This is a genomic window from Klebsiella sp. GN_Kp190 (genome assembly GCF_040061795.1).
Lineage (GTDB): Bacteria > Pseudomonadota > Gammaproteobacteria > Enterobacterales > Enterobacteriaceae > Klebsiella > Klebsiella michiganensis.
Map to the genome: position 1 here is coordinate 160,454 of NZ_JBEAFN010000010.1, position 13,757 is coordinate 174,210.

Genomic DNA, 13,757 nt, shown 5'->3' on the forward strand with positions numbered 1-13,757 from the left:
GTTTAGTGCTATCCTGTATCGCCTGGACAACAAGTACCGTGTCCCGAACTATTCTGTCGATGAAGCCGGTAACAATGTGATTTGTATGGTGAATTTTTAAAGTGAAAATCATGCGAGCGACATGATAACGCGTCGCGCAGTTCATAAATGGTCGCCTGAAAGCCAAAACGGTCGGGCGTCAATTTGAGAGATTTCTTCTTTCCCCCAATCGGGGAAACATTGAGAATCAGGCCTTTACGCCTGTAAGTTGCGGAGAAAAAGCATGGCGGGAGATGACCGCGAGCCGATCGGACGTAAGGGGAGACCCTCGCGCCCGGCAAAACAAAAGGTAACTCGCCGTCGGGTCCGGGAAGAGGACTACGACGACGATTATGATGATGACTATGAGGATGAAAAACCGATGCCGCGGAAAGGAAAAGGCAAAGGCGGTAAACCCCCTCGTCGTAAACGCGCCTGGCTATGGCTGCTGATTAAGATTGGGGTCGTCTGTGCGGTGTTGATTGCCGCCTATGGCGTCTACCTCGATCAGAAAATCCGCAGCCGCATCGACGGTAAAGTCTGGGATCTGCCCGCGGCGGTTTATGGCCGGATGGTCAACCTTGAGCCGGATATGCAGATCAGCAAAAACGAAATGGTGCGCCTGCTCAACGCCACGCAGTATCGCCAGGTGAGCGCGATGACGCGCCCGGGCGAATACACGGTACAGGCCAACAGTATCGAGATGATCCGCCGTCCGTTCGATTTCCCGGACAGTAAAGAAGGGCAGGTGCGCGCACGTCTGACCTTTAATGGCGATCGTCTGGACACTATCGAGAATATGGATAACAACCGCCAGTTCGGTTTCTTCCGTCTCGATCCGCGCCTGATCACCATGCTGCAATCGGCCAACGGCGAACAGCGTCTGTTTGTTAAGCGCAACGGCTTCCCGGATCTGCTGGTCGATACCCTGCTGGCGACGGAAGATCGTCATTTCTACGAACACGACGGCATCAGCCTCTACTCGATTGGCCGCGCGGTGCTGGCGAACCTGACCGCCGGGCGTACGGTGCAGGGCGCGAGTACGCTGACCCAGCAGCTGGTGAAAAACCTGTTCCTCTCCAGCGAACGTTCGTACTGGCGCAAGATTAATGAAGCCTATATGGCGCTAATCGTCGATGCCCGCTACAGCAAGGATCGTATCCTTGAGCTGTACATGAACGAGGTGTACCTCGGTCAGAGCGGCGATAACGAGATCCGCGGCTTCCCGCTGGCGAGCCTCTATTACTTTGGTCGTCCGGTGGAAGAGCTGAGCCTCGATCAGCAGGCGCTGCTGGTGGGGATGGTAAAAGGCGCGTCGGTCTACAACCCGTGGCGTAACCCGAAGCTGGCGCTGGAGCGACGCAACCTCGTGCTGCGTCTGCTGCAGCAGCAGCAGGTTATCGATCAGGAACTGTATGACATGCTGAGTGCGCGTCCGCTGGGCGTACAGCCGCGCGGCGGGGTGATCTCTCCGCAGCCGGCGTTTATGCAGATGGTACGCCAGGAGCTGCAGGCGAAGCTGGGCGACAAAGTGAAAGATCTCTCCGGCGTGAAGATCTTTACCACCTTCGACTCGGTCGCGCAGGACGCGGCGGAAAAAGCGGCGACGGAAGGTATTCCGGCGCTGAAGAAACAGCGTAAGCTGCCGGATCTGGAAACCGCGATGGTGGTGGTCGACCGCTTCACCGGCGAGGTGCGGGCGATGGTCGGCGGCGCGGAGCCGCAGTTTGCCGGCTATAACCGCGCGATGCAGGCGCGCCGTTCAATTGGTTCACTGGCAAAACCGGCGACCTATCTGACCGCGCTAAGCCAGCCGAACCAGTATCGTCTCAATACCTGGATTGCCGATGCGCCTATCTCGATTCGCCTGTCTAACGGCCAGACGTGGTCGCCGCAGAACGACGATCGTCGCTACAGCGATAGCGGTAAAGTGATGCTGGTTGACGCGCTGACGCGTTCAATGAACGTGCCGACGGTGAACCTTGGGATGGCGCTGGGTCTGCCGGCGGTGGTCGATACCTGGACTAAGCTGGGCGCGCCGAAGAATCAGCTGAACGCCGTGCCGTCTATGCTGCTGGGGGCGCTGAACCTGACGCCGATTGAAGTGGCGCAGGCGTTCCAGACCATTGCCAGCGGGGGTAACCGCGCACCGCTGTCCGCGCTGCGTTCCGTTATCGCTGAAGATGGTACCGTGCTCTATCAGAGCTATCCGCAGGCGGAACGCGCGGTGCCGGCGCAGGCGGCGTATATGACGCTATGGACCATGCAGCAGGTGGTGCAGCGCGGTACCGGTCGCCAGCTGGGCGCGAAGTATCCGGGCCTGCATCTGGCGGGTAAAACCGGGACCACCAACAACAACGTTGATACCTGGTTTGCCGGTATTGACGGCGGTCAGGTGACCATTACCTGGGTGGGTCGCGATAATAACCAGCCGACCAAGCTGTACGGCGCCAGCGGCGCGATGTCAATTTATCAGCGCTACCTGGCTAACCAGACGCCGACGCCGCTGGTGCTGACTCCGCCTGAAGACGTGGTGGATATGGGCGTCGATGGCAGCGGTAACTTTGTCTGCAGCGGCGGCATGCGCTCGCTGCCGGTATGGACGACCACGCCGGACGCGCTGTGCCGCCAGGGCGAACAGATCCAACAGCAGCAGCTTGAGCAGCAGCAGGCGAATAACCCGTTCAATCAGTCCGGGCAGCAGCCGCAGCAGCAAAATCAGCAGCAGCAACCGCCGAAGCAGGAGAAGAGCGATGGCGTAGCGGGCTGGATTAAGGATATGTTCGGCAGCAATTAACCCGCCGCTGCATCCTGTAAACCGGCGCTGTGTCGGTTGAATGGAGGCGGAAATATAGGCCCTCTACTACCCCGGTAGTAGAGGGCCTTTTTATCTCTGTCATTTAATTAACAGCCGTTTAACCCCACACTTACCGTCTGGTTATTTATTCATCCTTTGATCGCTCACAGGGGGCATATTTCTTGCCTTGCCGCGCGCGTTTCGCCTATTATGTCACCCGTTATAATAATAATTCTCGTTTACGTTATCATTCACTTCTATTAGAGATATACCCATGGCGCGTCTTAAAACTGCTCAGCCAAATCACTCGCTGCGTAAAATCGCAGTTGTAGTAGCCACGGCGGTTAGCGGCATGTCTGTTTATGCACAGGCGGCAGTTGAACCGAAAGAAGAAACCATTACCGTCACCGCCGCTCCGGCCCCGCAGGAGAGCGCCTGGGGACCGGCAGCGACCATCGCGGCGAAACATTCGGCTACCGCAACAAAAACCGATACCCCCATCGAAAAAACGCCGCAGTCTATTTCCGTGGTGACCCGTCAGGAAATGGAGATGAAGCAGCCGACGACGGTGAAAGAAGCGCTGGCCTATACGCCGGGCGTATTCTCGACTCGCGGCAGCTCAACCACCTATGATGTGGTGACGATTCGTGGTTTCACCACGTCGACAACGGTGAATACCAACCAGTATCTGGATGGGATGAAGCTGCAGGGTAATAACTATTCCGAAGTATCGATGGACCCTTATTTCCTCGAACGTGTTGAGGTGATGCGCGGGCCAACGTCGGTGCTGTACGGCAACAGCAACCCTGGCGGTATCGTCAGCATGGTCAGCAAGCGTCCGACCACTGAGCCGCTGAAAGAAATCCAGTTTAAAATGGGCACCGATAATCTGTGGCAGACGGGATTTGATTTCAGCGACGCCATTGATGATGACGGCGTGTGGTCTTATCGTCTGACCGGTTTGGGCCGCAGCCAGGACGCCCAGCAGCAAATGGCGAAGTCTACCCGTTACGCGGTCGCCCCCTCCTTTAGCTGGCGTCCGGATGACAAAACGGACTTCACTTTCCTGAGTAATTTCCAGAGCGATCCGTATGCCGGATATTACGGCTGGCTGCCGCGTGAAGGGACGGTGGTGCCGTATTACGACGCCAACGGTAAGGCGCATAAGCTGCCGACGGACTTTAACGAAGGCGAGGCGGATAATAAGATGTCCCGCCGTCAGCAGATGGTGGGCTACAGCTTCTCGCATCAGTTTGATGATACTTTCACCGTACGTCAGAACCTGCGTTATGCCAACGTCCATACCCTCTATCGTTCGGTCTACGGCAACGGATATACGCCGACAGGCAAAATCAACCGTGCGTATGTTCGCTCTGATGAGAACCTTAATACGTTTACCGTTGATACTCAGCTGCAGTCTGATTTCGCTACCGGCGCGGTAGGGCACACTCTGTTAACCGGCGTGGATTATTCGCGCATGCGCAATGATGTGAACGCCGATTACGGGACGGCTTCCGCGCTTGACATGCAGAATCCGCAGTACGGCAATGCAAACGTTAGCGTTAACTTCCCCTATTCAGTGCTGAACCGTATGGAGCAGACCGGTCTCTATGCCCAGGATCAGATGGCGTGGGATAAGTGGGTGATGACGCTGGGGGGCCGCTACGACTATGCAATGGCTTCAACCCTGACGCGCCCTGCGAATACCCTCGCCAAAAATCACGATCAGCAGTTCACCTGGCGCGGCGGTATTAACTATCTGTTTGATAATGGTATCTCGCCATACTTCAGCTACAGCCAGTCTTTTGAGCCGGTTTCCGGATCGTCGCGGGATGGTAAACCCTTCGATGCTTCCCACGGCGAACAGTATGAAGCCGGGGTGAAGTACGTACCGAAGGATATGCCGGTCGTGCTGACCGCCGCGGTATATCAGCTGACCAAAGATAAAAACCTGACGGCGGATCCGAACAACGCCTCGTTCAGCATCCAGACGGGCGAAATCCGCTCTCGCGGGATTGAGCTGGAGGCGAAGGCGGCGGTTAACGCCAACGTCAACGTGACGGCTTCCTATACCTATACCGACGCCCAATACCAGCATGACACCACCTTTAACGGCAAGCGTCCGGCGGAAGTGCCGCGCAACATGGCGTCGCTGTGGGCCGACTACACCTTCCACGAAACCGCGCTGAGCGGCCTGACGGTGGGTGCCGGGGCGCGCTATGTCGGTTCAACGGTAAGCTATTACAAAAACGATACTTCGACGGGGAAAAAAGATGACGCCTTCAACGTCGCGGGCTACGCGTTAATGGATGCCACCGTGAAATATGATTTAGCGCGCTTTGGTCTGCCGGGTTCGTCGATCGGGGTCAACGTCAACAACCTGTTCGATCGCGAATACGTTTCCAGCTGCTATAGCGAGTACGCATGCTACTGGGGCGCTGAGCGCCAGGTTGTGGCGACCGCGACTTTCCGTTTCTAACCACTTAACGGGCGCGGTTCGCCGCGCCTCTGACCAGGTTCCGTTATGCAGGAAATCACTCCGCACTCCGATACGACGTTTTCACTGGACCGCGTGACCTTCCGCGTGCCCGGCAGAACGCTGCTGCATCCTCTGTCGTTAACCTTCCCGGCGGGAAAAGTCACGGGCCTGATTGGCCATAACGGCTCCGGCAAATCGACGCTGCTGAAAATGCTTGGCCGCCATCAGGCGCCCTCGGACGGGGAGGTTTTGCTCGACGGTCAGCCGCTCGACAGCTGGGGCAGTAAAGCCTTTGCCCGCAAAGTGGCTTATCTGCCGCAGCAGCTGCCACCGGCGGAAGGCATGACGGTGCGTGAGCTGGTGGCGATCGGCCGCTACCCGTGGCACGGAGCGCTGGGGCGTTTTGGCGCGGCGGATCGGGAGAAAGTGGAAGAGGCGATTGCGCTGGTAGGCCTAAAACCGCTGGCCCACCGGCTGGTGGACAGCCTCTCCGGCGGTGAACGCCAGCGCGCGTGGATTGCCATGCTGGTGGCTCAGGATAGCCGCTGCCTGCTGCTCGATGAACCGACCTCGGCGCTGGATATCGCCCACCAGGTGGATGTGCTGGCGCTGGTCCATCGCCTCAGCCAGCAGCGCGGGCTGACGGTGATCGCCGTACTGCATGATATCAATATGGCGGCGCGCTACTGCGACTATCTGGTTGCGCTGCGCGGCGGTGAGATGATCGCTCAGGGAACGCCCGCGGAGCTGATGCGCAGCGAAACCCTGGAACAAATTTACGGCATCCCGATGGGGATCCTGCCGCATCCGGCTGGCGCAGCGCCGGTAAGTTTTGTCTATTGATGGAAAACCTCACATTTATCACGCGGCGGCGCCTGCTGACCGCAATGGCGCTGTCTCCGCTGCTGTGGCAGATGCGCGGCGCGCGGGCGGCGGAAGTGGATCCGCAGCGTATTGTCGCGCTCGAATGGCTGCCGGTAGAGCTGCTGCTGGCGCTGGGCGTTACGCCCTACGGCGTTGCCGATATCCCTAACTACCGGCTGTGGGTCAATGAACCGGCGCTGCCTGATTCGGTGATTGACGTCGGGCTGCGTACCGAGCCCAATCTGGAGCTGCTGACGCAGATGAAGCCGTCGTTTCTGGTCTGGTCGGCGGGATACGGCCCGTCGGCGGAAAAGCTGGCGCGTATAGCGCCCGGACGAGGATTCACCTTCAGCGACGGCAAGCGCCCGCTGATGATGGCTCAGCAGTCGCTTGGCGAAATGGCTGATCTGATCGGCAGGCAGCGGGAAGCGAAGCGCCATCTGGCGGAATTTGACGCGCTGATGGAGAGCCTGCGACCGCGCTTTGCCCGCCGCGGCGATCGTCCGCTGCTGATGATTACTCTGCTTGATAGCCGTCACGTGCTGGTTTTTGCGCAAAACTGCCTGTTCCAGGAGGTGCTCGACCGCTTTGCCATCAAAAATGCCTGGCAGGGCGAAACCACCTTCTGGGGCAGCGTCACCGTCGGTATTGACCGGCTGGCGGCCTACAGAGACGCCGACGTTATCTGCTTCGACCACGGCAATGCGGGGGAGATGGCGCAGCTTATGGCGACGCCGCTGTGGCGAGCGATGCCGTTTGTTCGCGCAGGGCATTTTCAGCGCGTCCCGGCGGTGTGGTTCTATGGCGCGACGCTATCGGCGATGCATTTTGCCCGCGTGCTGGCCGACGCTCAGGGAGGCCCGGCATGAGATCGCGAATTTCGTATTTGGCGACACCACTGCTGTTGACGCTCCTTCTCGTCGCTGCTGCGCTGACGCTGTTCAACCTCAACGTGGCGCTGCCGCGAAGCGAATGGGGGCAGGCGCTTTGGCAGCCGAATATCGATAATATCGCTCAGATGCTGTTCCACTACAGCCTGCTGCCGCGGCTGGCGATATCGCTGCTGGTCGGCGCCGGGCTGGGGCTGGTGGGCGTGCTGTTCCAGCAGGTGCTACGTAACCCGCTGGCGGAGCCGACGACGCTCGGCGTGGCGACCGGGGCGCAGCTGGGCATGACGGTCACCACGCTGTGGGCGATCCCTGGCGTGCTGGCGTCGCAGTTCGCCGCGCTGGCCGGGGCGTGCATTGTCGGCGCGCTGGTGTTTGGCGTGTCGTGGGGCAAACGCCTCTCGCCGGTGACGTTGATTCTGGCAGGGCTGGTGGTGAGCCTGTACTGCGGCGCGCTTAATCAACTAATGGCTATTTTCCATCACGATCGGCTGCAAAGTATGTTCCTGTGGAGTACAGGTACCCTGACGCAGACCGACTGGAGCGTGGTGCAGCGGCTGTGGCCGCAGCTGCTGGGCGGAGCGATTTTAACGCTACTGCTGCTGCGTCCGCTGACCCTGATGGGGCTGGACGACGGCGTGGCGCGCAACCTCGGACTGGCGCTCTCGCTGGCGCGGCTGGGGGCGTTGACCCTGGCGATTATCATTAGCGCCCTGTTGGTGAATGCGGTGGGGATTATTGGCTTTATCGGCCTGTTCGCGCCGCTGTTGGCGAAGATGCTGGGCGCGCGTCGCCTGCTCTCGCGCCTGCTGCTGGCGGCCCTGATTGGCGCGCTGCTGCTGTGGCTCTCCGATCAGGTTATCCTCTGGCTGGCCCGGGTGTGGATGGAGATCTCCACCGGTTCGGTGACCGCGCTGATTGGCGCGCCGCTGCTGCTATGGCTGCTGCCGCGCCTGCGCAGCATTAGCGCGCCGGTGATGAACGGTGGCGATAGCGTGCTGGCTGAACGGCAACATGTGCTGTGGTTCGCGCTGGGCGGGCTGGCGATTCTGCTGCTGGCCATCGTCGCGGCGCTGGCTTTCGGCCGCGACGCGCAGGGCTGGCACTGGGCCAGCGGTACGCTACTGGATGAGCTAATGCCCTGGCGCTGGCCGCGCATTCTGGCGGCGCTGTTCGCTGGCGTGATGCTGGCGGTGGCGGGCTGCATTATCCAGCGCTTAACCGGTAATCCGATGGCCAGTCCGGAAGTGCTCGGGATCAGCTCGGGCGCGGCGTTTGGCGTGGTGGTGATGCTGTTCTTCGTGCCGGGAAATGCCTTTGGCTGGCTGCTGCCCGCCGGTAGCCTCGGCGCGGCGGCGACGCTGCTGGTCATTCTGATTGCCGCCGGACGCGGCGGGTTCTCGCCGCATCGCATGCTGCTGGCGGGGATGGCGCTGAGCACGGCGTTTACCATGCTGCTGATGATGCTGCAGGCCAGCGGCGATCCGCGAATGGCGCAAATCCTGACGTGGATTTCCGGCTCAACCTACAGCGCCACGCCGGAGCTCGTGATGCGCAGCGGCGCGGTGATGCTTATTCTGCTGGCGCTGACGCCGCTTTGCCGACGCTGGTTGACGATTCTGCCGCTGGGCGGCGAGGCGGCGAGGGCGGTCGGGATGGCGCTGACGCCGTCACGTATCGGGCTGCTGCTGCTGGCGGCATGTCTGACCGCGGCCGCAACCCTAACGATTGGCCCGCTCAGCTTCGTGGGGTTAATGGCGCCGCATATTGCGCGTATGATGGGATTCCGGCGTACGATGCCGCATATGGCGATCTCCGGCCTGATTGGCGGAGTGCTGCTGGTGTTTGCCGACTGGTGCGGCCGGATGCTGATGTTCCCGTACCAAATCCCGGCAGGATTGCTGTCGACGTTTATCGGCGCGCCGTACTTTATCTATCTGTTGAGAAAGCAGAGCCGGTAGCGTTTCACCATCGCGATGCCCGGCGGGCGTCGCGATGTTATCCCCTTTTTTGCCCGGATTCAGTTGGGACTAACTGCGGAATTCTGCAACTGCTCTAATTCGTTTTCCGTCACGACCGCGCTGCCCCATATAGCTAAAAAACACTTTTAGCTGCTCGGCGGTAGTGTATCCCGCGTTAAGCAGAATCCCCAATTGCTCGAGCAGCAACATGAGATCCCGCTGGCGAATATGCTTTTGCAGGAGCTCCAGGATCGCAATACGCTGGTGCTGCATATCGATATGGGCCAGTAGCTGTTTAAAAATGGCGTCATGCGGTGTAGGGGACGATTGTGTTGTCATTCTGAGCAATCCTTGCGGCTGAGTTTCCGCTGAGAATCTGCTTTTGCCTGCCCATTGTCTGCCGACGATTTTGGGTTCTACGAGGCGGGATGATGACAATCTTTCGAGGCGATCGCGTTTGCATCTTGTTATGCGTGGGCCGACGCAAAATGATGCTTTTGAACAAGATGCGTATTGCCGGGGCAGGGGGGCCCCGGCGTTGAGGTTACAGCTTCGCGAAGGCGTTACGCGCGGCGGCGACGGTGTTGTCGATATCTTCTTCGCTATGGGCGATGGACATAAAGCCCGCTTCAAACGCCGACGGCGCCAGGTAGACGCCCTCTTCCAGCATCAGGTGGAAGAAGCGTTTAAACCGCTCTACATCGCACTTCACCACGTCCTGGTAGCAGGTCACGGTTGGCGCGTCGGTAAAGAAAATGCCGAACATGCCGCCGACGTTATTCACCACCAGCGGAATACCGGCATCGCGCGCGGCGTCCAGCAGACCCTGGGCCAGCTGGTTAGTGAGCTCGGTTAGCGTCTCGTGCACGCCGGGCTGCGCCACTTCGGTCAGGCAAGCGAAACCTGCCGCCATCGCGATGGGGTTGCCGGAGAGGGTGCCTGCCTGGTAAACCGGGCCGGTCGGCGCCAGGGCATCCATCACCTCACGACGACCGCCGAATGCGCCAACCGGCATACCGCCGCCGATGATTTTGCCAAGGCAGGTCAGATCCGGCACAACGCCGTAGTAATCCTGCGCGCCGGCCAGCGCCACGCGGAAGCCGGTCATGACTTCATCAATAATCAGCAGCGCGCCGAACTCGTCGCATAGCGCGCGCAGGCCCGGCAGAAACTCCGGCAGCGGCGGGATGCAGTTCATATTACCGGCCACCGGCTCAACGATGATGCAGGCGATATCCTGCGGATACTGTTCGAACGCGGCGCGAACCGATGACAGATCGTTATAGGTGCAGGTCAGGGTGTGTTTGGCGAAGTCCGCCGGCACGCCCGGCGAGTTCGGCTGGCCGAGCGTCAGCGCGCCTGAGCCGGCTTTTACCAGCAGGCAGTCGGCGTGGCCGTGGTAGCAGCCTTCGAACTTGATAATTTTATCACGGCCGGTGAAGCCGCGGGCCAGGCGAATGGCGCTCATGGTGGCTTCGGTACCGGAGTTCACCATGCGGACCATATCCATGGTCGGGACCAGCTCGGTGACCAGCGCTGCCATTTTAACTTCCATCTCCGTCGGCGCGCCAAAGCTCAGGCCGCGTTCGGCGGCTTCAATGACCGCGTTGCGGATGGCCGGATGGTTATGACCCAGCACCATTGGGCCCCAGGAGCCGACATAATCGATATACGCTTTACCATCAACGTCGTAAAGGTAAGCGCCGTCGGCGCGCTCGATAAACAGCGGCGTACCGCCGACGCCGGTGAACGCACGTACCGGAGAGTTCACGCCGCCGGGAATAAGTTCACGCGCAGCGTTATACAGATTTTCAGATTTGCTCATTGCCAGGGTCCTGGTTCGTGAAAAATGTTTTGTCGACTATTCTAAGTTATTCCAGGAAGGTTATGAAAGTTTTGCCCAATTGAAACAATGGGGTCACGGCGCATTTTTTTGACGACGGAGCCTGTCCGGTTGGCTAGAATGACCTTCTTTCTATTTGTATTACTTATTATTGATAATGGCATGAAAGCAGAAAACCCCTCTTCTTCAGCACATCAGTTCGTACGCGTTCGCCGCAGCGATGCCGTGCGTCGGTTGATTCAGCGTGATAAAACGCCGCTGGCGGTGTTATTAATGGCGGCCGTTGTCGGCACGCTGGCGGGGCTGATCGGCGTCGCGTTTGAAAAAAGCGTCAACTGGGTGCAGAACCTGCGCATAGGCGCGCTGGTAGAGGTGGCAGACCACTGGTTTCTGGTCTGGCCGCTGGCCTTTATCCTCTCCGCTTTGCTGGCGATGGTGGGCTATTTTCTCGTCCGTCGTTTTGCGCCGGAAGCGGGCGGCTCCGGGATCCCGGAAATTGAAGGCGCGCTGGAGGAGCTGCGTCCCGTTCGCTGGTGGCGCGTACTGCCGGTGAAGTTTATCGGCGGCATGGGGACGCTGGGTGCGGGCATGGTGCTGGGGCGCGAAGGGCCGATGGTGCAGCTTGGGGGCAATCTTGGGCGCATGGTGGTGGACGTTTTTCGCATGCGCAGTCCGGAAGCGCGCCATACGCTGCTGGCGACCGGCGCCGCGGCGGGCCTCTCCGCCGCCTTTAACGCGCCGCTGGCCGGGATTCTGTTTATTATTGAAGAGATGCGCCCGCAGTTTCGCTACAACCTGATCTCCATTAAAGCCGTGTTTACCGGCGTCATTATGGCCACCATCGTTTTTCGTATTTTCAACGGCGATAAAGCGGTTATCGAGGTCGGTAAGCTCAGCAATGCGCCGGTCAACACCCTGTGGCTGTATTTGATCCTCGGGATGATTTTTGGCTGTGTTGGCCCGCTGTTTAATACGCTGGTGCTGCGCACCCAGGATATGTTCCAGCGGCTCCACGGCGGCAACATTAAAAAATGGGTGCTGATTGGCGGCCTGATCGGCGGAAGCTGCGGCGTGCTGGGCCTGATTCAGCCGGCGGCGTCCGGCGGCGGGTTTAACCTGATTCCCATCGCCGCGGCGGGCAATTTTTCCGTCGGCCTGCTGCTGTTTATTTTTATCGCGCGGGTGATTACCACGCTGCTTTGCTTCTCTTCCGGCGCGCCCGGCGGTATCTTTGCGCCGATGCTGGCGCTGGGGACGCTGCTGGGCACGGCGTTTGGCATGGCGGCGACGCCTCTATTTCCGGCCTATCATCTGGATGCCGGCACCTTTGCCATCGCCGGGATGGGGGCGCTGCTCGCCGCCTCGGTTCGCGCGCCGTTGACCGGCATCGTGCTGGTGCTGGAGATGACCGATAACTATCAGCTCATTTTGCCAATGATTATTACCTGTCTCGGCGCCACACTATTGGCACAATTCCTCGGCGGTAAGCCTTTATACTCGACTATTCTGCAGCGCACCCTGGCAAAACAAAAGGCGGAACAGGAAGCAAAGGCGCAGCCGGTCGGCGGGGAGAATACTTGAACGATTTACTCGGGTATTGGATAATGGCTCAAAAGGTCGGGTTATTCTTTAACCGGTCAGAAGTATCAATGGGAGCATAAAATGAGTGATGACGTAGCGTTGCCGCTGGAGTTTACCGAAGCCGCGGCGATTAAAGTAAAAGACCTGATTGCGGATGAAGACAATCCGAACCTGAAACTGCGCGTGTACATCACCGGTGGTGGCTGCAGCGGTTTCCAGTACGGCTTTACCTTCGACGATCAGGTTAACGAAGGCGATATGACTATCGAGAAGCAGGGCGTCGGCCTGGTGGTTGACCCAATGAGCCTGCAGTATCTGGTCGGCGGCGCCGTCGATTATACCGAAGGTCTGGAAGGCTCGCGTTTTATCGTGACCAACCCGAATGCGAAAAGCACCTGCGGCTGCGGCTCCTCGTTCAGCGTCTAAAGATAGTGCGTCCGGGAGCCTCTTCTCCCCAGTCCTCTCATACAGCGAGAGGGAGCAAACGCTAAAAACGGTAACGTTAAGGTTACCGTTTTGCTTTTATTACCGTCCATTCTCATCAAGCGCGAACGTTGGCAGCTTCAGGTGCCAGCGGATGGCCGCCAGCCTGATGACCAGCGTGACCACCATACCTATCATCGCCGCGTTTTCTAACGGAACCTGAAAGGTGTAGTACGCCGTCGCATGCACGATGCCGCCAACGATGCAGGCCGTCGCGTAGATTTCCGTACGCAGAATCATCGGGATTTCACGCGCCAGCACGTCGCGGATGATCCCCCCGCCGACGCCGGTGACGACCCCCATGCAGACGGCCACCAGCGGTCCGCTATGGGCAAGAAAGGCTTTGTTGACGCCAATACCGACAAATACCGCCAGACCAACGGCGTCCAGCACCGGCAGCACCCATTTGGGTAACCGGCGCGGCTGGCGTACCAGCAGAATAGTGAACATGCTGGTGACCATCGCCACCACCAGATCGGTAGGGTCTTTAACCCAAAATACCGGGCCGTTAGCAAGGGCCATATCGCGAATGGTGCCACCGCCTACCGCGGTGACCACGCCTAATACCAGCACGCCGAAAGGGTCCATGCGCAGCTTTCCAGCCAGCAGGACGCCGGAGATGGCAAACACGGCGGTGCCAATGATATCCAGCCAATAGACAAGCATCGTCAGTTCCCACTTAGAGTCTATCCCATTAGGCGATTTTATTTGCCAGTTTGGCCCTGGGCAGTGCTCACCGCCCTCACGTACCACATGTACGCTCCGGGTGTTCCGCGCCGCCCGTGTCCAAACTGGCTGCAACAATTGCGCCTGGTGGGATAGCCTTTTAGCACCTGGGTTAGCA

General features: G+C 59.3%; 9 protein-coding genes and 1 pseudogene. 7 read left to right on the top strand and 3 right to left on the bottom strand.

The genetic code is table 11. The features are described from left to right. Positions 1 to 262: 262 nt before the first annotated feature. The 5 genes from mrcB (at position 263) to fhuB (ending at position 9,006) form a co-directional block, all read left to right on the top strand. Entirely contained in the window at positions 263 to 2,815 is a 2,553-nt protein-coding gene (gene mrcB, locus ABLU67_RS07965) for a bifunctional glycosyl transferase/transpeptidase (protein ID WP_046877774.1), read from the top strand. 274 nt (positions 2,816 to 3,089) lie between these two features. Further along, entirely contained in the window at positions 3,090 to 5,294 is a 2,205-nt protein-coding gene (gene fhuA / locus ABLU67_RS07970) for a ferrichrome porin FhuA (protein ID WP_049082182.1), read from the top strand. 45 nt (positions 5,295 to 5,339) lie between these two features. After that, entirely contained in the window at positions 5,340 to 6,137 is a 798-nt protein-coding gene (gene fhuC, locus ABLU67_RS07975) for a Fe3+-hydroxamate ABC transporter ATP-binding protein FhuC (RefSeq protein WP_004098728.1), read from the top strand. Continuing rightward, positions 6,137 to 7,027 carry a Fe(3+)-hydroxamate ABC transporter substrate-binding protein FhuD gene (fhuD, locus tag ABLU67_RS07980; RefSeq protein ID WP_048262339.1) on the top strand — a complete coding sequence of 297 codons (891 nt, stop codon included), beginning with the start codon at positions 6,137 to 6,139 and terminating at the stop codon, positions 7,025 to 7,027. The genes fhuC and fhuD overlap by 1 nt, the downstream gene beginning before the upstream one ends. Continuing rightward, positions 7,024 to 9,006 (top strand): Fe(3+)-hydroxamate ABC transporter permease FhuB, encoded by a 1,983-nt coding sequence (gene fhuB / locus ABLU67_RS07985; RefSeq protein WP_128696718.1) that lies wholly within the window; start codon positions 7,024 to 7,026, stop codon positions 9,004 to 9,006. Before fhuD ends, fhuB begins: the two co-directional genes overlap by 4 nt. 177 nt (positions 9,007 to 9,183) lie before the next feature. On the opposite strand, the pseudogene ABLU67_RS07990 reads toward fhuB, so the two are convergent. After that, positions 9,184 to 9,279, bottom strand: a pseudogene (locus ABLU67_RS07990) (Rpn family recombination-promoting nuclease/putative transposase); the annotation flags it as partial. Between the two features lie 271 nt (positions 9,280 to 9,550). After that, a complete protein-coding gene (gene hemL / locus ABLU67_RS07995) occupies positions 9,551 to 10,831 on the bottom strand; it encodes a glutamate-1-semialdehyde 2,1-aminomutase (protein WP_032748054.1) in 1,281 nt (426 codons plus the stop codon). Positions 10,832 to 11,011: 180 nt separating this feature from the next. Here hemL and clcA point away from each other — a divergent pair, with 180 nt between their 5' ends. Beyond that, positions 11,012 to 12,430 (top strand): H(+)/Cl(-) exchange transporter ClcA, encoded by a 1,419-nt coding sequence (gene clcA / locus ABLU67_RS08000; RefSeq protein ID WP_032694441.1) that lies wholly within the window; start codon positions 11,012 to 11,014, stop codon positions 12,428 to 12,430. Positions 12,431 to 12,511: 81 nt separating this feature from the next. Then, entirely contained in the window at positions 12,512 to 12,856 is a 345-nt protein-coding gene (erpA, locus tag ABLU67_RS08005; RefSeq protein WP_004098733.1) for an iron-sulfur cluster insertion protein ErpA, read from the top strand. A gap of 99 nt (positions 12,857 to 12,955) precedes the next feature. Here the strand turns inward: erpA and ABLU67_RS08010 are convergent, their stop codons facing one another. Next, positions 12,956 to 13,579: a TRIC cation channel family protein gene (locus ABLU67_RS08010; RefSeq protein ID WP_009654554.1), complete on the bottom strand. Its 624-nt coding sequence runs from the start codon at positions 13,577 to 13,579 to the stop codon at positions 12,956 to 12,958. Positions 13,580 to 13,757: the final 178 nt, after the last annotated feature.

Coding starts and splice junctions, on each gene's coding strand:
- mrcB (WP_046877774.1), top strand. CDS start 263: ATGGCGGGAGATGACCGCGAGCCGATCGGACGTAAGGGGAGACCCTCG.
- erpA (WP_004098733.1), top strand. CDS start 12,512: ATGAGTGATGACGTAGCGTTGCCGCTGGAGTTTACCGAAGCCGCGGCG.
- fhuB (WP_128696718.1), top strand. CDS start 7,024: ATGAGATCGCGAATTTCGTATTTGGCGACACCACTGCTGTTGACGCTC.
- fhuA (WP_049082182.1), top strand. CDS start 3,090: ATGGCGCGTCTTAAAACTGCTCAGCCAAATCACTCGCTGCGTAAAATC.
- fhuD (WP_048262339.1), top strand. CDS start 6,137: ATGGAAAACCTCACATTTATCACGCGGCGGCGCCTGCTGACCGCAATG.
- fhuC (WP_004098728.1), top strand. CDS start 5,340: ATGCAGGAAATCACTCCGCACTCCGATACGACGTTTTCACTGGACCGC.
- hemL (WP_032748054.1), bottom strand. CDS start 10,831: ATGAGCAAATCTGAAAATCTGTATAACGCTGCGCGTGAACTTATTCCC.
- ABLU67_RS08010 (WP_009654554.1), bottom strand. CDS start 13,579: ATGCTTGTCTATTGGCTGGATATCATTGGCACCGCCGTGTTTGCCATC.
- clcA (WP_032694441.1), top strand. CDS start 11,012: ATGAAAGCAGAAAACCCCTCTTCTTCAGCACATCAGTTCGTACGCGTT.